The sequence below is a fragment of the Pseudidiomarina tainanensis genome, assembly GCF_900115255.1.
GTDB lineage: Bacteria > Pseudomonadota > Gammaproteobacteria > Enterobacterales > Alteromonadaceae > Pseudidiomarina > Pseudidiomarina tainanensis.
This window is the reverse complement of sequence record NZ_FOYU01000002.1, coordinates 26,354-43,218: the sequence shown is the minus strand read 5'-3', so window position 1 is coordinate 43,218 and position 16,865 is coordinate 26,354. Positions and strand designations below refer to the sequence as shown.

18 protein-coding genes and 1 tRNA gene are annotated in these 16,865 nt (G+C 46.7%); 12 read left to right on the top strand and 7 right to left on the bottom strand.

All coding sequences use genetic code 11. The annotated features are described in order from the left end of the window. Nucleotides 1-17 precede the first annotated feature (17 nt). The gene (locus BM292_RS07115) at nucleotides 18-251 is read right to left on the bottom strand and encodes a SlyX family protein (RefSeq protein WP_092857036.1); all 234 of its coding nucleotides are present in this window, start codon (nucleotides 249-251) and stop codon (nucleotides 18-20) included. An 87-nt stretch (nucleotides 252-338) separates the two neighbouring features. Between BM292_RS07115 and bamJ the strand changes: the two genes are divergently transcribed. Continuing rightward, on the top strand, nucleotides 339-1,118 hold the full coding sequence (gene bamJ / locus BM292_RS07110) for a BamJ family beta-barrel-assembly machinery protein (protein WP_092857034.1): 780 nt from the start codon (nucleotides 339-341) through the stop codon (nucleotides 1,116-1,118). A gap of 27 nt (nucleotides 1,119-1,145) precedes the next feature. On the opposite strand, the gene rsd is transcribed toward bamJ, so the two are convergent. Next, a complete protein-coding gene (rsd, locus tag BM292_RS07105; RefSeq protein ID WP_092857032.1) occupies nucleotides 1,146-1,616 on the bottom strand; it encodes a sigma D regulator in 471 nt (156 codons plus the stop codon). An 88-nt stretch (nucleotides 1,617-1,704) separates the two neighbouring features. Between rsd and nudC the strand changes: the two genes are divergently transcribed. From nudC to BM292_RS07085, 4 genes are all read left to right on the top strand, one after another. Next, the gene (nudC, locus tag BM292_RS07100) at nucleotides 1,705-2,526 is read left to right on the top strand and encodes an NAD(+) diphosphatase (RefSeq protein WP_092857030.1); all 822 of its coding nucleotides are present in this window, start codon (nucleotides 1,705-1,707) and stop codon (nucleotides 2,524-2,526) included. 49 nt (nucleotides 2,527-2,575) lie between these two features. Continuing rightward, nucleotides 2,576-3,652 carry a uroporphyrinogen decarboxylase gene (gene hemE, locus BM292_RS07095; protein WP_092857028.1) on the top strand — a complete coding sequence of 359 codons (1,077 nt, stop codon included), beginning with the start codon at nucleotides 2,576-2,578 and terminating at the stop codon, nucleotides 3,650-3,652. A gap of 117 nt (nucleotides 3,653-3,769) precedes the next feature. Continuing rightward, entirely contained in the window at nucleotides 3,770-4,828 is a 1,059-nt protein-coding gene (locus BM292_RS07090) for an efflux RND transporter periplasmic adaptor subunit (RefSeq protein WP_092857026.1), read from the top strand. A gap of 5 nt (nucleotides 4,829-4,833) precedes the next feature. Then, complete coding sequence (locus BM292_RS07085) at nucleotides 4,834-7,935, top strand: efflux RND transporter permease subunit (RefSeq protein ID WP_092857024.1); 3,102 nt, start codon at nucleotides 4,834-4,836, stop codon at nucleotides 7,933-7,935. Nucleotides 7,936-7,939: 4 nt separating this feature from the next. On the opposite strand, the gene BM292_RS07080 is transcribed toward BM292_RS07085, so the two are convergent. The 3 genes from BM292_RS07080 to rsgA are packed head-to-tail and all read right to left on the bottom strand — an operon-like array spanning nucleotide 7,940 to nucleotide 10,595. Beyond that, on the bottom strand, nucleotides 7,940-8,668 hold the full coding sequence (locus tag BM292_RS07080; protein ID WP_092857022.1) for a glycerophosphodiester phosphodiesterase: 729 nt from the start codon (nucleotides 8,666-8,668) through the stop codon (nucleotides 7,940-7,942). A 2-nt stretch (nucleotides 8,669-8,670) separates the two neighbouring features. Then, nucleotides 8,671-9,513, bottom strand: coding sequence for an archaetidylserine decarboxylase (asd, locus tag BM292_RS07075; RefSeq protein ID WP_092857577.1), 843 nt, complete (start codon nucleotides 9,511-9,513; stop codon nucleotides 8,671-8,673). Nucleotides 9,514-9,536: 23 nt separating this feature from the next. Continuing rightward, the gene (gene rsgA, locus BM292_RS07070; protein ID WP_092857020.1) at nucleotides 9,537-10,595 is read right to left on the bottom strand and encodes a small ribosomal subunit biogenesis GTPase RsgA; all 1,059 of its coding nucleotides are present in this window, start codon (nucleotides 10,593-10,595) and stop codon (nucleotides 9,537-9,539) included. Nucleotides 10,596-10,685: 90 nt separating this feature from the next. On the opposite strand from rsgA, the gene orn reads away from it, so the two are divergent. The 7 genes from orn to arsJ all read left to right on the top strand — a co-directional run bounded on the left by orn (nucleotide 10,686) and on the right by arsJ (nucleotide 16,014). Further along, nucleotides 10,686-11,228, top strand: coding sequence for an oligoribonuclease (gene orn, locus BM292_RS07065; protein WP_092857018.1), 543 nt, complete (start codon nucleotides 10,686-10,688; stop codon nucleotides 11,226-11,228). Between the two features lie 29 nt (nucleotides 11,229-11,257). After that, entirely contained in the window at nucleotides 11,258-12,580 is a 1,323-nt protein-coding gene (locus tag BM292_RS07060; RefSeq protein ID WP_092857016.1) for a hypothetical protein, read from the top strand. After that, nucleotides 12,580-12,861 (top strand): hypothetical protein, encoded by a 282-nt coding sequence (locus BM292_RS07055; RefSeq protein WP_092857014.1) that lies wholly within the window; start codon nucleotides 12,580-12,582, stop codon nucleotides 12,859-12,861. The genes BM292_RS07060 and BM292_RS07055 overlap by 1 nt, the downstream gene beginning before the upstream one ends. A gap of 42 nt (nucleotides 12,862-12,903) precedes the next feature. Next, nucleotides 12,904-12,979, top strand: a tRNA-Gly gene (locus BM292_RS07050). Between the two features lie 102 nt (nucleotides 12,980-13,081). Further along, a complete protein-coding gene (locus BM292_RS11850; RefSeq protein ID WP_092857012.1) occupies nucleotides 13,082-13,807 on the top strand; it encodes a metalloregulator ArsR/SmtB family transcription factor in 726 nt (241 codons plus the stop codon). 3 nt (nucleotides 13,808-13,810) lie between these two features. Beyond that, complete coding sequence (locus BM292_RS07040; protein WP_092857010.1) at nucleotides 13,811-14,812, top strand: ArsJ-associated glyceraldehyde-3-phosphate dehydrogenase; 1,002 nt, start codon at nucleotides 13,811-13,813, stop codon at nucleotides 14,810-14,812. Next, complete coding sequence (arsJ, locus tag BM292_RS07035; protein ID WP_092857008.1) at nucleotides 14,806-16,014, top strand: organoarsenical effux MFS transporter ArsJ; 1,209 nt, start codon at nucleotides 14,806-14,808, stop codon at nucleotides 16,012-16,014. Before BM292_RS07040 ends, arsJ begins: the two co-directional genes overlap by 7 nt. Before the next feature lie 17 nt (nucleotides 16,015-16,031). On the opposite strand, the gene BM292_RS07030 is transcribed toward arsJ, so the two are convergent. Continuing rightward, nucleotides 16,032-16,439, bottom strand: a complete 408-nt coding sequence (locus BM292_RS07030; protein ID WP_092857006.1) for a hypothetical protein — start codon at nucleotides 16,437-16,439, stop codon at nucleotides 16,032-16,034. Next, a complete protein-coding gene (locus tag BM292_RS07025) occupies nucleotides 16,439-16,810 on the bottom strand; it encodes a DUF423 domain-containing protein (protein ID WP_092857004.1) in 372 nt (123 codons plus the stop codon). Before BM292_RS07025 ends, BM292_RS07030 begins: the two co-directional genes overlap by 1 nt. Between the last annotated feature and the right edge of the window lie 55 nt (nucleotides 16,811-16,865).

The following is a 16,865-nucleotide window of genomic DNA, read 5'->3' as shown; positions in this document are numbered from 1 at the left end:
GTCAAGTTTTGTTCAGGTTAGTAATGGGGCGGGATGTCATCCTCAGGGTTGGTGGAATTGCCACCTTCTCGATCGCTTATTTGTTGGAACTTTTCCACCATTAATTGCATCTTACGTTGCAGAAGTTGTAATTCTCCCGCTTGTTGCGTCACCAATTGATTCAATGTTTCAATGGTATCTTCTTGGAACGCCAATTGGCTTTCTAAATCGGCGATACGTCGTGATAAATCATGTTCGTGTTGCGCAGCCATAGGCAAACACCCCTAATTGTGTGTAGTATATTCAGCGCGACGAATTACAACTTACTCTGACAGAGAATTCAATCCTGGAGACAATAAATGAAGCAATTTAAAAAGCCTTTGGCGCTGGCAGTAATCGCGCTTGCAGTAACCGGTTGTATGCAGCAACAGGAAAAATTTCCGGTAAGCGAAGCTGCACCAGAGGCTGAGCAAGACAAAATGGCTTATGCCTTCGGTTCAACCTTAGGTGAATATGTTGGTGAAACATTGAACCGCCAAGAGCAAGCCGAGTTTGTTTTAGATCGTGAAATTGTGATTGCTGGCTTTGTCGATGCAATCAAAGGTGATGCGAAAATTTCGCAAGCTGAAGCGGAAGAACTAATCACAACCATGCAAACCCAGATTGCTGAGCAAACGGCAACTGTAATCGGTGGTAAAGCGCAGGCTGAAGGCGAAGCGTATCAAGCAGAAAATGCCAAGAAAGAAGGCGTAACAGTCACTGAGTCAGGCCTCCAGTACGAAGTGCTGCAAGAAGGTCCAGAAGACGGTGCGCAACCATCAGCAACTGATTTAGTTGAAGTTCATTATCACGGCACTTTGGTTAATGGTGAAGTCTTTGATAGCTCGGTCGATCGTGGCGAGCCATTAGTATTACCATTGAACCGTGTTATTGCTGGCTGGACTGAAGGGGTTCAATTGATGAGCGTAGGCGACAAATATCGCTTTGTTATCCCTTCAGATCTTGCTTATGGTGAGCGTGGCGCCGGTAACGGTCAAATCCCACCAAACTCAACTCTTATCTTTGAAGTTGAACTGCTCAACATTGTTGATCCAGAAGCGACTGAAGAAGAAACAGTAGAGATTGAAGCGAAGCAATAACCATTACTTCGCTGATTGATAACATCGCTAGAGTAGCTCGTGCTGCTCTAGCGTGTTTAATAAGCGGTCTTCAAACTCCATTCGCAGTTCGAGTGCCTCACCTAAGTTTGATAGATCTCGATCAAACCCATTCAGTTCAGATTCAGGCGTGACATCGCCATAGCTATCATTGAAATCAAGCGCAATCTCTGTGGTATCGCCTATTAATGGAAATAGTTCATCAGCCAGCTCGCGGGTCGATTCCGGTGCCTTTTGGCTATTACGAATAATCGTATCGAAAACTTCAAAATGCCCCGCTGAAATATAATCCATGAGCAATTCGCAAAAATGCGTAATATCTGCTGTCGCAGGTAACGCATGTGCTTCACGTTCATAAGGTGGTAACCCAGCAAGCTTAAAATATTCAATCAGCATTGCTTGTCGCTCTTGTAACCAAGTATCCACTGCAGCGTGGGCGCCTCCCCAGCGTTGCTTGGCTTGCTCGTTACGCTTTAACATGTGTTTCTCCGTTTGATGAATAGCCACCAATCTACTGATGATGCTAAGCTAGCGTCAACTATTTTCGCTGACTTTCAGGTTATTTTACATGACAAAACCATACCAACGCCCCGCACCAGACGAACCTGTTTGGTGGTTTGTGATTTCAGGTGGTGAGTTACTCATGACCGAAGCCAAGCAAATACCACACGGATTGCTTGAGGATTTGCCGTTTCCTGATTTAACCGAATATAAAACTGTATTTATTGGTGAGTTACGTGAACGCCATTGTTATTTGGTTATAGCCGATTACGGGGATTCAAATTTCACTGCCGTTGGTGAATTTTTGAGTGTGAGAGAGCTCATCATCGGCTCTGACGATGAACTATTCGCGATGGCGGCGCGAGCCAAACAGATTGCTGATTTTCTTGCGACGCACCGGTTTTGCGGTCGGTGCGGAGCGCGCATGCAGGCTGTGGATTGGGAAATCGCCATGCACTGTCATAGCTGTCAGCATCGCTGTTATCCGCGTATTTCTCCCTGTATTATCGTCGCGATTCGCAAAGGTAATCAGATTCTGTTAGCCCGCGGTAAGCGCCACCCCGAAGGGCTATATTCGGTCTTGGCCGGCTTTGTTGAAGCCGGTGAGCCGTTGGAGCAAACCTTAATGCGTGAAGTGATGGAAGAAGCTGGGGTTCGTATCAAAAACCCGCGTTATGTCACCAGCCAATCATGGCCGTTCCCGAACTCTCTGATGATGGGTTTTCTTGCTGATTGGGAAAGTGGTGACATTCGTATTGACCCATTTGAGCTTGAAGAAGGCGGTTGGTATGACATCAACGATTTACCAAAAATCCCGCAGCAAGGAACCATCGCCAATAAATTGATTATGCGCTTAAAAGCTGAAATTGATCAGGAAAGAAATTCCTAATACTGGTAAAATATGCGGCAAAATTTAAAGGGTAACTTGGATAGATAAAATGTCTGAACTTAAGTCGGAATTAAAAAACGATCTGTATCTCCGCGCGTTGCTACGTCAGCCAACCGAACGCACGCCGATTTGGATGATGCGTCAAGCTGGGCGCTATTTACCTGAGTATCGCGAAGTGCGTAAACAGGCCGGCGACTTTATGGCTTTGTGCAAAAATGCCGAACTTGCGTGTGAAGTGACGTTACAGCCGTTACGTCGTTTCCCGCTGGATGCAGCCATTTTATTCTCAGACATTCTGACGATTCCTGATGCCATGGGTCTTGGATTATATTTCGAAGCCGGAGAAGGACCTAAATTTGAGCGCCCGGTGCGTGATATTGCGAGTATTGAAAAGCTCGGCGTACCTGATCCAGAGCAAGAGCTTCGTTATGTGATGGATGCGGTGCGAACGATTCGCCGCGAATTAAACGGACAAGTTCCGCTTATCGGTTTCTCAGGTAGCCCTTGGACGCTAGCAACGTATATGGTTGAAGGTGGTAGCACGAAGAATTTCAGTGAAGTCAAAAAGCTGATGTTCAGTGAGCCGAAAGCCATGCATTTATTACTCGACAAATTAGCACAGTCGGTGACCAGTTATCTCAACGCGCAAATTGCCGCCGGTGCCCAAGCTGTGATGATATTTGATACGTGGGGTGGTGTATTGAGCCCGCGCGATTATCGTGAATTCTCGTTAAATTACATGCAAAAAATCGTCAATGGCCTAACGCGTCATGCCGACGGTCGACAAGTGCCAGTCACCTTGTTCACCAAAAATGGTGGTGCTTGGCTGGGGGATATGGCCGCTACTGGATGTGATGCATTGGGTGTGGATTGGACCAATGATTTGGGCACTGCTCGTGCAGCCGTGAACGACAAAGTGGCGCTGCAGGGGAATATGGATCCGAGCGTATTATATGCCCCGCCAGCTCGTATCGAAGCCGAAGTTGCAACCATATTAGAAAGTTACGGTCATGGCCACGGTCACGTCTTTAACTTAGGCCACGGCATTCACCCAGAGGTGAATCCAGACCATGCAGCAGCGTTTATCGAAGCCGTGCACAAATTAAGTCCCGCCTTTCATAAGTAATTGCTATTTGCGGTAAACCCCGCTTATTGTCCGATGAGCGGGGATGTCGCACGGAATCCCTAGGTTACAATAGTGTCAGAACATGACATGAAGCCAAAGTGGTAACCTGAGGGATTTATGGCAGCAAGAAATTTATTTAATCCGATCACCATCATACTCGTTCTCGTGGCAGTCGCCACAGCGTACTTCTTTGGATTTGCAGACCCGAATGCGGGTAAAGAAGAGCGCCCACAAAACGCTGTACCGGTACGTATTCAATCTGCTCAAATAAGTGAATTTCGCGATGTCATTGAAGCGCTAGGTACGGCTCAGGCAAATGAATCAATCGTGGTTACCGCACAAGCGCAAGATATCGTGATGGCTGTCCACTTTGACGATGGTGATGTCGTAGAAGCTGGTGATGTCTTAGTGGAACTTGACTCTCGCGAGGAAACCGCGGTTGTACAAGAACTAAAATTTCGTCTCGCCGAAGCGAATCGCCAGTATCAACGTTTAGTTGATTTGCGCCGCCAAAATGCCGCCTCACAGCAGCAATTAGAAGCACAAGACGTATTGGTCAAAGAAATTATTGCTGAGTTAGAGGTTGCCGAAACACGCTTGGCTCAAAAGCGTATTGTTGCGCCATTTGCCGGACGTCTTGGTATCCGTCATGTCAGCGTTGGCTCGTTAGTCTCTCCGGGTGAACAAATTACGACTTTAGATGATGTCACTCCGATCAAACTCGATTTCAATGTTCCAGAACTCTTTTTTGCCAGTTTAAAAGTTGGGCAAGAAGTTGCTGCACGTAGCGGTGCTTATCCGGGTGAAGAGTTTCGTGGTGAAATTCGTAGTATCGACTCACGTGTCGACCCACTAACCCGCTCTATTTTGGTGCGAGCAACGTTGCCAAATAACGATAATAAATTACGCCCAGGCATGTTGCTGCGCGTTAATTTATTACGCAGCGTGGATGAGACAATGATCTTGCCTGAAAAAGCCATTGTGCCAATCAATGATCAAACCTTTGTCTATGTGATTGATGAGAACAACATTGCGCACCAAACGCCAGTAACATTGGGCCGCCGCAAGCCAGGGATTGTTGAAATTATTGATGGCATCAAACCTGGTGATAAAGTCGTGACCGAAGGAATGGTGCGCCTACGTGATGGCGTTGCTGTAACCGTTCGGGAGGGCTAACGCAGATGTTGCTCTCAGATGTTTCGGTTAAACGCCCGGTTTTTGCTTCTGTTGTTAATATACTGCTTATCGTTTTCGGTATCGTCGCGTTTACGATGCTCCCGTTACGCGAGTACCCTGATATTGATCCGCCAGTTGTCTCAATTGATACGAACTATACCGGTGCTTCAGCAGATATTGTTGAGACTCAGATCACGCAGGTCATCGAGGACCGCATAAGTGGTATTGAAGGGATTAAAAATATTAACTCAAGCAGTCGTAATGGACGCTCACGTATTAGTATCGAGTTTGAACTGACGCGAGATATTGATGCCGCGGCAAATGACGTTCGCGACCGCGTTTCGCGCGTTCTGGATAACCTACCCGAGCAGGTTGACCCACCTGAAGTTTCAAAAGCAAACTCGGATGAAAGTACCATCGTTTGGTACAACCTACGCAGTGAAACCATGTCGGTGTTGGAACTAACCGACTACGCTGATCGCTACATTGCCGACCGGTTATCGGTGGTTGATGGCGTTGCGCGTGTGCAACTTGGTGGTGAACGCCGTTATGCCATGCGAATTTGGCTCGATCGCGACGCAATGGCTGCCCGTAACATTACGGTGACCGATATTGAGAATCGGCTACGTTCCGAGAACGTTGAATTACCGGCCGGTGAAGTTGAATCAATTGACCGCGAATTTACCGTTCGCGTCGCCCGTACTTATTTGACACCGAAGCATTTTGAGCGGTTGACGATTAAGCGTGGTGACAACGGTCAATTAGTGCGATTGGCTGAAGTGGCTCGTATTGAAATGGGATCGGAAAACGATAAAACCGATTTCCGCGGTAATGGTATCAACATGGTTGGTGTCGGTATCGTTAAGCAATCTAAGGCCAACACATTAGAAGTGGTGGAAAACGTCAAAAAAGAAATTGATACCATCGCTCAGACGCTACCTGAAACCATGTTCATTGTGCCAAGTTATGATTCATCGATATTCATCAAAGGCTCCATCGACGAAGTTTATAACACGCTGGGTATTGCGATGGCCTTGGTTGTTATCGTGATTTATATGTTCCTCGGTAATATTCGGGCTACTTTAATTCCTGCGTTGACAGTACCGGTGGCCATCATCGCATCATACATTGCGCTATTTGCAATGGGTTTCTCGATAAACCTACTGACCTTGCTGGCGTTGGTACTCGCTATCGGTCTGGTGGTGGATGACTCCATTGTTGTACTCGAAAACATTTATCGCCGCATTGAGTCAGGTGAGCCGCCATTGCTGGCCGCTTATCGCGGCGCTCGCGAAGTTGGCTTTGCAGTCGTTGCAACAACCTTGGTGCTGATTTCAGTCTTCGTACCGTTAGCGTTTCTTGATGGCAATATCGGACAGCTATTCACCGAGTTTGCGTTAGCAATAGCCGCCGCAGTTGCCTTTTCGAGCATCGCTGCGCTGACTTTATCACCAATGCTGAGCTCAAAAATTCTGCATAAAAAAGAGCGCTCGAGTAAATTCGGTCAAATTATAGATAGAGTTTTCGCCTGGGTTGAATCGGGCTATGTGCGTGTACTTAAACGAACTCTAGCGTACCCATGGATGGCGGCTGCACTTATCGTATTATCGGGCGTGTTGTCGTATGGCATGATGCAATTTGTTGAGCAAGAATTTGTGCCACCAGAAGATCGCGGCACATTCTATGTCATGGTGCGAAGCGAGGAAGGCGCAAGCTTTGAGTCAAACTCTGCCAACATGCGTGAAATCGAAAGCATCCTCATGCCATATATTGATCAAGGCAAAATCGACCGCTTGATTATTCGCTCACCAGGTTGGGGTAACTCAGCTGGTGTTGCCATTGTTGGTGCAGTGCCGTTTGAAGAGCGCGAATGGTCAACTTTCGAGCTGATGGATGAAGTTTCGCAGCAGCTTAACAATGTGACTGGCGTGCGCGCGTTCGCATTTATGCGCAGCGGTATAAGCGGTGGTAATGGACGCCCAGTGCAGTTCGTTCTGCAAGGTAATACCTACGATCAACTGGCGGCGTATCGCGATATTGTGATTGAGAAAGCGAGTCAGAATCCGAACTTGATGGATCTCGACAGCGACTATAAAGCCACACTGCCACAATTGTTGATTCGTATCGATCAAGAGCGAGCTTCAGATCTTGGTGTGTCAGTTGGTGATATTGGCCGAACGCTCGAGACCATGTTAGGGCAACGTCGTGCAACCACCTATCTCGATAGAGGTGAAGAGTACGACGTGATTATCGAAGGTGAACGATCGGATTATCGTAGCCCGACCGCCATCGATAATATTTATGTGCGCTCAAATAGTTCGAATCAACTCATCCCGCTGTCAAACTTAGTGACAGTTGAAGAACAAGCCACTTCAGGTTCACTGAATCGCTACAACCGGATGCGTAGTATTACTATTGAGGCGAACTTAGCTGAAGGGTATTCGCTCGGTGAAGCCTTGGCTTATCTTGAAGATATCGTTCGTAACGAGTTACCTGACGACGTGTCGATTGACTATAAAGGCGAATCGCAAATGTACAAAGAGAGCGGAAGCTCGGTAATCTTTGTGTTTGTACTCGCTTTGCTTGTTGCCTACTTGGTTTTAGCGGCACAGTTTGAAAGCTTTGTGCACCCGTTAGTCATCATGCTAATGGTGCCGATTGCGTTCTTAGGAGCGATTATTGGGCTTTATGCGACTGGTATGACGATTAATATTTACAGTCAAATTGGTATTGTCATGCTCATTGGTCTGGCTGCTAAAAACGGCATCTTGATTGTCGAATTCACCAACCAATTACGTGACGCTGGCATGAAGTTTGATGAGGCGATTGTTAAAGGCTCGCAGCAACGCTTGCGCCCCATTGTCATGACTGCGTTCACAACGCTAATGAGCTCTGTGCCATTAATTCTTGGTTCTGGTCCAGGTGCTGAAAGTCGAATGGTCATTGGTACGGTTATCTTCGCTGGGGTGGCATTGTCTGCATTCTTAACGATTTTCATTATTCCATCGTTATATGCCTTGCTTGCTCGCAATACCACTTCACCAGAAGCCGTTGCGCATGAGCTAACAGCACTTGAACAACAGCATCCGGATAGTAAAGGAAGTTAGGAATCTAATCCCATCGATTGGCTTCACGGGCATCAACAAATAGCCCGTGAAGCACGTTTCTCGCAAGTGTAGGGTGATTGGTGAAGATGCCATCCACCCCCATCTCGTTTAAATCACGCATATCATCGGGCTCATCAACCGTAAACACAAAAACCTTTAGACCACGTTGATGGGCATCATCCACAAATTCCTGAGTCACAAAATCGACATCGATGTGTACAGACCAGGCATCAAGTTGTTCGGCAAAGTAGGCGTAATTAAGTGGACAACTGGTGGTAAGCGCACCAATGCGCTGGTGCGGATGATCCTGCTTCAGCTGTGCTAGCCAATGATGGTTAAAACTGGAAACTAAGAGCTGTTCCGGTTGGAAATTGGCGTGTTCAACCGCGCGCCGCAAATGGCGGGTTAAGCCGCGTTTAATATCGGCGCCTTTCAGCTCGATATTGACCTGACAACGCCCTTGGATAAAGTCGAGCGTTTCATCTAGGGTGGGTATCGGCTGTTGTCCGAAAACCTTTAAGGTGCGAACTTGGGCTAGAGTTAAATCATGTAAGCGCCCAGTTTGAGCGGTTAACCGAGCTAAATAGCGATCATGAAAGACGAGCCATTCATCTTCAATTGGATAGACATCAATTTCAATGCCGTCGGCTTGCGCATCGAGAGCTCTACTAAACGCCGCGATGGTGTTTTCCGGTGCTTCAAAGCTTGCTCCACGATGCGCAAAGATGAGCATAACTAGTCGTCACGCTCACCCAATACAGTACCCATACGAGTAACAGTGCCTGGTTTCAATTCGTCGGCAAAATCGATGACGTCATCTGGGAATACCAAAATGACGGTTGAGCCTAATTTGAAGTGGCCCATCTCTTCGCCTTTTTTCAGTCGAAGCGCCTGGTCGCCGGCGGTTGGATATTCCCAAGTGTGCACATCACTGCCGCGCGGCGGTGTCACAGTTTCGGACCAAACGGTGCCAATACTAGCTACAATAGTTGCGCCAACCAACACCATCGCAAATTGCCCAAAATCAGCTTCAAATATTGCAACGACTCGTTCATTACGCGCGAATAAATTGGGCACGTTAGCCACTGTTAGCGGATTGACTGAATACAAGTCGCCGGGCACGTAGATCATTTTTTTCAGCACGCCATCACATGGCATGTGAATACGGTGATAATCTTTTGGTGCTAAATAAATGGTTGCGAAATCGCCATCGCGAAATGCATGCGCATCGCGCGGGTCGCCCCCAAGAAGCTCGGTTAAGCTGTAATCATGGCCTTTCGCTTGAAACACACGACCTTCTTCGATATCACCAAGTTGGCTGATTGCACCATCAACAGGATGAGCGAATTGATTATCATCTGCAGCTGTTAACGGGCGCAACTCTGGCTTCAAATAACGAGTAAAAAACTCGTTGAAGGTTTTAAATGCCTTTGGATCTTCATGAATGGCCTCACTCATGTCGATTTTATACTGACGAATAAACCAGCGAATAAAGAGCTGCGTAAACCAGCCAGCGCGTGCGGCTGCAAATTTACCGACCAGACGCGATACGGCATGCTTAGGTAGCCAGTGTTGCATTTGAATTTTTACGCGATCCCAATTCACGTTTTTTTACCTCGAGTAGTAGCTCTGGATGGCTTTTTGATGGCCATCGATTCAATAATTTTGTGGAAATTGTACAGGCGTAGCGGGTGTAGGTCACCTGCTTCTAATGCTTCGCGAAGTGCACAACCTGGATCATCCTGGTGTTTGCAGTCGCGAAACTTGCACTGTCCTAAGTATGGTCGAAAATCGATATAGCACCAAGCGACGCGCTCAGGCTCTAAATGCCACAGTGCGAACTCACGAATGCCTGGCGAGTCAATTAACACACCACCAGTTGGCACGACATACCGCGTCGCCACAGTGGTTGTGTGCTGACCAAGCCCTGAATTATCCGAGATAGCGCCAACATCAGCATCGATATCAGGTAACAACGCATTGACCAACGATGATTTACCAACCCCTGACTGACCAACAACAATCGAGACATGTGCGCTTAATAGTTCTTGCAAAGCATGCAGAGAATCGGGCTGTTTGGCACTCACTTCGAGCACCTGATAACCGACATCGCGATATACTGCCAGTGCGTGATCAATCTCTTCGCGTTGCTCGGTTTCAAGCTCAGCAAGAAGATCGGCCTTGTTGAGAATAATAACTGGGGTGACCCCAATATCCTCGCATGCCACCAAATAGCGGTCGATAATTTGACTCGAAAACGCAGGTAAGACGCTTGAGACGATGAGAATTTGATCGACATTGGCTGCGACCGGCTTAACACCATCGTAATAATCTGGACGGCTCAGTAACGAACGCCGTGGTTGCACAGCCTCAATCACTCCTGCTACGTCTTCTGAACGTTGTTTGAAACGTCGCCAGATAACTTCGTCGCCACAAACTAATGAATCGACAGCGCGACGAATATGACAACGTAGAGCTGGATCAGATTGGGTGCAGATAATTGCTTGTTGGCCGAAACGGCTTACGACAATGCCTGATTCAGAAGCATCCAAAGCTGCATCTTCAACTTCGATTTCTAATTCAGCACGTTGAATACGCTTCTCTTGATTTGACTTTATTCGGCGTAGTTGCCCTTTGTTCAGACGTCGTTGTTTTGCCATCAAATTAATTCCAGTACATACTAGGGGCAATCATACATTATTCAGCACCAGAGTGCCTGAACTTAATTGTAATCAAATAAGGTAAATTGCATGACAGCGAGCGCAGAACGTCTCATTTGGATCGATTTGGAAATGACAGGATTAACGCCGGATTACGATCACATTATTGAGATTGCGACGATAGTGACTGATTATGAACTGAACGTATTGGCCGAGGGGCCTGTTATTGCGGTGCATCAATCGCAGGCCAATTTAGACAAAATGGATGATTGGAACGTGCGTACGCACAGCCAATCAGGCCTGGTTGAACGGGTTAAAGCCAGTAAAGTAAACGAGCAACAAGCGAGCGATGCGACGATCGAATTTTTACAGCAATGGGTAACCGCAGGCAGTTCGCCAATGTGTGGAAATAGCATTTGCCAAGATCGTCGGTTTTTAGCGAAACATATGCCAGAACTTGAAGCGTACTTTCATTATCGCAATCTGGATGTCAGTACATTGAAGCAACTTGCGAAGTATTGGGCACCGGATGTTGCAAATGGCTTAACGAAGCAAGGTGCGCATACCGCATTAGCAGATATTCGTGAATCGATTGAAGAATTGAAATATTATCGAGCGAATTTATTTAAATAATAATAACAACAACAAGGAAGGCTAAGCACGTGATTAAATGGCTCGTTGCTGCAGTTTTCATTATATTCATGGGGCTCACCTATGGCCCACCCAAGTATGTCGCATTTGCTGATTACCAGAAGCAAATTGAGACTGTATATGGTGAGCAAGATGCGTTTTTAAGTTGGCACGTCAACCGTTGGCTACCTTTAGAAATGTTTGCCGAGCTGGTTTGGTATGCGCCTGCTACTGACAGTAAGCAACCACTTACGGAGCTCGAGTTAGCGCAGTTTAAGCAAACATTTGTCATTCCCGGGCATTGGTTTTCAACCTATATTTGGTGGCTATTGCCACCACTTCTATGGGGCTTTAATAGGGTATTTGGCTTGGCATTCTTTGCTTGGCGACAGGTACGTTCACATCAGCGTAACTTCTTCTTAGCTGAACGCCGCAACACCATCATTGCTTACGAAACGTTTTTAAAGTTAACCAAAGACGCTCCCAATAAACCCTTCCGATTGAGACGCAAGGCCAAACAAGCTCGCGAACAACTTTATGATGATTACATGCAATCATTAACGCGTGCCGCTAGCGATGATGACGAAAGAATATTAAATGGCCTAGTCGCAAAAGCCTTGATGTTTAACCGCGAACATAATCAGCGTTATCTGCCGTTACAGTTGAGTATGGCGCCGGGCTTCAAAGCACTAACTCGAGGTGAGTATCGTTACTTTGCAAAGTTTGAAGGCTATTTTGAAGAGCGCATGAACCAATCCGCGAAGCAATGGTTGCTAGAAACTCATGGTTCAGGTGTGTCGAGTATGTCGGAGTTATATGACGACTGGGATGCGCGAGCCCGCAATTGTGCGAAAGCAATTCTGACTTCGAAGCAATGGCGACCGCTGACTGATTTACGTGAAAGCTTCCGCGATTTTGCTAAAGATACCCTGTTCCGTATTCTTGGTAAGGCCAACATTCAACGCAATCGTGATGAGCTTGCGCGTTTTGCTGAAGCCTACCTGACCTATTCTGTATACCGTTACTTACCGGTTGATAACCAGCTTAGTGCGTATGAACAAGATTACAAAAAGCTGATTGGTAAACGCATCGCAACCGTATTCTCCAGCTATTTCCCACAGGAAGTGACCACCAACAATGTGCGCCCTGACTTGTTTTTGAATCCGTCATTTCGACAGGACAGTCATATGGGGACGTTGACTATTGAATTAATATTTGAAAACAAAGTACTACCAGATGGCATGCCGATGTTGAGTAGCGCATTCTATTTGAAGATGCCGGGTGAAGAACCGCAACGTTTGAAAGAACTTGAGCGAAAAATTTCGCAACTTAACAAGACCAAGGAGAAATCCTGATGCGCCTGATTGTTGCGTTAATGACATTGATGATGAGTGCCTCAGTGAGCGCACAGGAACCGAGTGAGTCGCAGTTACAAAAATTTCGCTGTGAATTGCATACCTGGATTGAACAAACCGATATTGTTCGTCATTGGTTAAATCGAGTTGAGCAAAATAAATTAGTGTTTGTGGATCAACAGGGTGCGATACGGGAGCCGCCACAACCGATTTTGTGGAAAAAAGCCGCAGGATGTTCAAAAACCGAGCGAACAAACAATTCAGCTGAAAAAAGTGGTTGACGGCGACAGACGAATCCGTAAAATACGCCCTCGTTAACACATGCGAGAATAGCTCAGCTGGTAGAGCACAACCTTGCCAAGGTTGGGGTCGCGAGTTCGAATCTCGTTTCTCGCTCCAAATTCGAAAAACCCGAAAGCGTCAAAACTTTCGGGTTTTTTATTGTCTTTTTCTTCATATCTGATTTACCATATATATGATTTTTCAGATATGAGATGATAGATGAAAGTTCTATTCCTTTGTTCAGCCAACTCAGCTCGATCGATTATGGCTGAAGCGATTATGCGACAGTTTGCCGTTGCTGATATTGAGGTGTTTAGTGCGGGCACCCATCCATCACATGTTGAACCAGAAGCTCTGGTGGCGCTATCAGCACTCAATGTAGATACCCAAGGACTACACTCAAAGTCGATTGATAACCTTCCGAATATTCAGTTCGACTATGTGATTAGCTTATGCGACCGCGCTCGACTTGAATGCCAGACCGAGTTTCAAGGTATTAACTTTATCGCATGGGATTTTTCTGATCCGGTTTCGAGCAAAAAAACCGATGCTTTCTTGCTTACTGCAAAAGAGCTCAGCGAACGAATTCGAATGTTCTTATTGGTTATTCGCAAGCGAATTGAAAGACCGCACCTATTTAATAGCCCACAAGACTTTTTCAAAATCATGGCGGACCCGCTGCGATTATCTATGATTCTGATGCTAGCGCGCCAAGAAGAGTTATGCGTGTGTGATTTTGTCGAGATTACAGGCATGTCGCAGCCAAAGATTTCGCGTCATTTAGCTCAGTTACGCGAATATGGTCTGTTGTTAGATCGAAGAGATCATCGGTGGGTGCACTACCGGTTGAACCCTGCTTTACCTGACTGGATGCGACAATCAATTGCGTTAGCTGCCGAACATAACCCTCAACTCGGGCAAAACTTAAAGAATATCAAGGAGTAACTTATGACGATCAAAGTTGGAATTAACGGTTTAGGTCGAATTGGCCGACTTGCACTGCGTTTGATTGTGCAAAATCCGGCATTTGAGCTTATCCGGGTGAACGATCCGGGCGCAGACGCTGCAACTTTTGCACATTTACTTAACTTCGACTCTGTGCACGGGCGCTGGCAATATGAGGCGTCTGCGTCTGATGAAGCGCTCGTTATTCAAGGCAAATCCGTTCCATTTACTCGCTTTAGAACAATTGCTGAGAATAATTGGGGTGATTGTGACATCGTGTTAGAAGCATCCGGCAAAATGAAAACGGTTGCTGTCTTGAATGATTATCTGCAACAGGCGGTAAAACGCGTGGTGGTTTCGGCACCAGTGAAAGAAACTGGGGCTTTGAATGTTGTGATGGGCGTTAACGACCACCTGTTTGAGCCAAGCCAGCACCGTATTGTGACAGCCGCTTCGTGCACTACAAACTGTCTAGCGCCGGTAGTGAAAGTATTGCAAGAAAAAATAGGTATTAAGCACGGTTCGATTACCACCATCCATGACTTAACCAATACGCAAAGCATTCTCGATGCACCACATAAAGATTTACGGCGTGCCCGCGCTTGTGGCATGAGTCTTATCCCAACCTCAACCGGCTCTGCCACCGCGATTATTGAAATCTTCCCAGAGCTAAAAGGTAAAATCGACGGCCATGCCGTGCGTGTCCCATTAGCCAATGCCTCATTAACAGACTGCGTATTTGAAGTCGAACGGCCAACCTCTGTAGAAGAAATTAACGGCTGGATGCAAGAAGCCGCGCGGGGGCAGTTACAAGGAATTCTTGGTTATGAAGCACGCCCTTTGGTGTCGATTGATTATAAAACGGACCCACGTTCGAGCATTGTTGATGCGCTCTCAACCAAAGTCATTAACGGCACGCATGTGAAGCTTTACGCTTGGTATGACAACGAATGGGGCTATGCGAATCGCACTGTTGAGTTGATGGAGAAAGTAGGGCAATGCTAGCGCAACTGTCACCGGCGATTCGTCAGTACATACTGGTCACTGGCAATTACTGGGCTTTTACCCTGACCGACGGCGCGCTACGCATGTTGGTGGTGCTTCATTTTCATCAGCTTGGTTATAGTGCATTTGAAGTCGCGATGCTGTTTTTGTTCTATGAGTTTTTTGGAGTGGTGACGAATTTAGTCGGTGGCTATTTGGGGGCACGTTGGGGCTTGAATCGCACCATGAATATTGGTCTCGGCCTGCAAATTATTGCGCTCGCAATGCTTTTAGTGCCGAGTAGCTGGTTGACCATTCTATGGGTGATGTTAGCCCAGGCGCTCTCTGGTATTGCCAAAGACCTCAACAAAATGAGCGCAAAAAGTACCATCAAGTTGCTGGTACCTGAAAGCGCGCAAGGGCAACTTTACAAGTGGGTGGCACTGCTCACCGGATCGAAAAACACCTTGAAAGGGATCGGCTTTTTTCTTGGTGGCGTATTGCTCACTTGGCTTGGCTTTGCGGGCGCAGTATTAAGTATGGCCTGCATGCTAACGCTAGTGTGGATTTTCAGTTTAATTTTCTTAAACCGAGAAACCGGGAAAGCCACATTTAAGCCGAAATTTAAGGAGTTATTCTCTAAAAGTCGCCCTATTAATGTTCTTTCAGCGGCTCGATTTTTGTTGTTTGGAGCGCGTGACGTTTGGTTTGTGGTTGCGCTTCCGGTATTTCTTGCCAGTGAGTTGCAGTGGGATCACTGGCAGGTTGGTAGTTTTTTGGCCTTATGGATCATTGGCTACGGCTTGGTACAAAGCTTTGCCCCAAAATTAACCGCAACGACAATAACTGACCGTGCCTCGCATCAAGCCACGCTATGGGGGGCATTACTAACCTTTACGCCATTACTAATTGCTGGAGCTCTTTGGCTACAACTTTCCGTGACCTTAGTCATTATTGTAGGTTTGGCACTCTTTGGCCTCTTATTTGCGATTAACTCATCGCTTCATAGCTATCTCATCGTGTCATATTCACGAACCGATGGGGTGTCTCTTGACGTGGGCTTTTACTATATGGCGAACGCTGCGGGTCGCTTGTTAGGGACTGTACTATCAGGTTGGGTGTATCAGCACAGCGGATTGGTGGCGTGCTTGCTCATCTCAGGTCTATTGGTGGCATTGTCGACACTGGTCGTTCGGCAGTTGCCGCAACGTACTGGCATTTAGGCAACTAACGCGAACTGCTAGTTCATTGTCGCTTGCCGTAAAATAACCAGAGTTGGTTTACGCCAAGCTGATAACTCAACACGGCCGTGTCGAATATCAACCGTTGTTGCTAAGAATTCGTTGCCGTGTTGAACAAAACCGCTGGTGAGCACCTGAAAGGTTTCAACATTTTCGGCAAGTGCTCTGAGCTTCGCGGCATGCTCAGTCAACAAGAAACTTTCCAGTTCTGCTTGGGTTGGCAAGCGCAACTCTGGGCGTGCTGATAACACTTGTTTCGCATCATATGCAGACAACAGAACAATATCACCGCTACACGTATTAGCGGCCGAAGCTTGCCCATACCAACACGGTTGCCAAGGGGTGTCGCATGCAACAGCTGTAGGCACTAGTAGAAAAATGAAGATAGCTGCGACCATTTTATTCATTAGAACTCCTTGAGCATGGCCCAAAAAATCCAAATCCACGCCACAATAAAGCAAACACCGCCGATGGGTGTTATTGGGCCAAAGAATTTAATTCCTGTTAACGCCAACAAGTATAGACTACCAGAGAACAAGATGATGCCAGCCAGCATGATCCATCCTCCGGTTCGTAACCCACCAGCGTGAGGATATGGAATTAGCAGTACGGCAACCATCAGCAGACCAAGTGCGTGATAAATTTGATACTGAACGCCCGTTTGGAAAACATCGAGCATTTCTGGGCTAATTAATTTTTCCAAACCATGTGCCCCAAATGCGCCAAGAATTACCCCTAACGCCATATTGATTGCACCGAGCATAACGAATACTTTCATACTATGTTTATGACTTACGTTGATGAATGACGTTTAAAATGTAACTGAAAAGGAA

Bases quoted from the DNA above. Each gene is read 5' to 3' on its own strand.
- bamJ (WP_092857034.1), top strand. From the start codon at position 339: ATGAAGCAATTTAAAAAGCCTTTGGCGCTGGCAGTAATCGCGCTTGCA.
- hemE (WP_092857028.1), top strand. From the start codon at position 2,576: ATGTCTGAACTTAAGTCGGAATTAAAAAACGATCTGTATCTCCGCGCG.
- orn (WP_092857018.1), top strand. From the start codon at position 10,686: ATGACAGCGAGCGCAGAACGTCTCATTTGGATCGATTTGGAAATGACA.
- BM292_RS07090 (WP_092857026.1), top strand. From the start codon at position 3,770: ATGGCAGCAAGAAATTTATTTAATCCGATCACCATCATACTCGTTCTC.
- BM292_RS07115 (WP_092857036.1), bottom strand. From the start codon at position 251: ATGGCTGCGCAACACGAACATGATTTATCACGACGTATCGCCGATTTA.
- BM292_RS07030 (WP_092857006.1), bottom strand. From the start codon at position 16,439: ATGAATAAAATGGTCGCAGCTATCTTCATTTTTCTACTAGTGCCTACA.
- rsd (WP_092857032.1), bottom strand. From the start codon at position 1,616: ATGTTAAAGCGTAACGAGCAAGCCAAGCAACGCTGGGGAGGCGCCCAC.
- BM292_RS07040 (WP_092857010.1), top strand. From the start codon at position 13,811: ATGACGATCAAAGTTGGAATTAACGGTTTAGGTCGAATTGGCCGACTT.
- arsJ (WP_092857008.1), top strand. From the start codon at position 14,806: ATGCTAGCGCAACTGTCACCGGCGATTCGTCAGTACATACTGGTCACT.
- BM292_RS07080 (WP_092857022.1), bottom strand. From the start codon at position 8,668: ATGCTCATCTTTGCGCATCGTGGAGCAAGCTTTGAAGCACCGGAAAAC.
- BM292_RS07025 (WP_092857004.1), bottom strand. From the start codon at position 16,810: ATGAAAGTATTCGTTATGCTCGGTGCAATCAATATGGCGTTAGGGGTA.
- rsgA (WP_092857020.1), bottom strand. From the start codon at position 10,595: ATGGCAAAACAACGACGTCTGAACAAAGGGCAACTACGCCGAATAAAG.
- BM292_RS07085 (WP_092857024.1), top strand. From the start codon at position 4,834: ATGTTGCTCTCAGATGTTTCGGTTAAACGCCCGGTTTTTGCTTCTGTT.
- asd (WP_092857577.1), bottom strand. From the start codon at position 9,513: ATGCAACACTGGCTACCTAAGCATGCCGTATCGCGTCTGGTCGGTAAA.
- BM292_RS07055 (WP_092857014.1), top strand. From the start codon at position 12,580: ATGCGCCTGATTGTTGCGTTAATGACATTGATGATGAGTGCCTCAGTG.
- BM292_RS11850 (WP_092857012.1), top strand. From the start codon at position 13,082: ATGAAAGTTCTATTCCTTTGTTCAGCCAACTCAGCTCGATCGATTATG.
- nudC (WP_092857030.1), top strand. From the start codon at position 1,705: ATGACAAAACCATACCAACGCCCCGCACCAGACGAACCTGTTTGGTGG.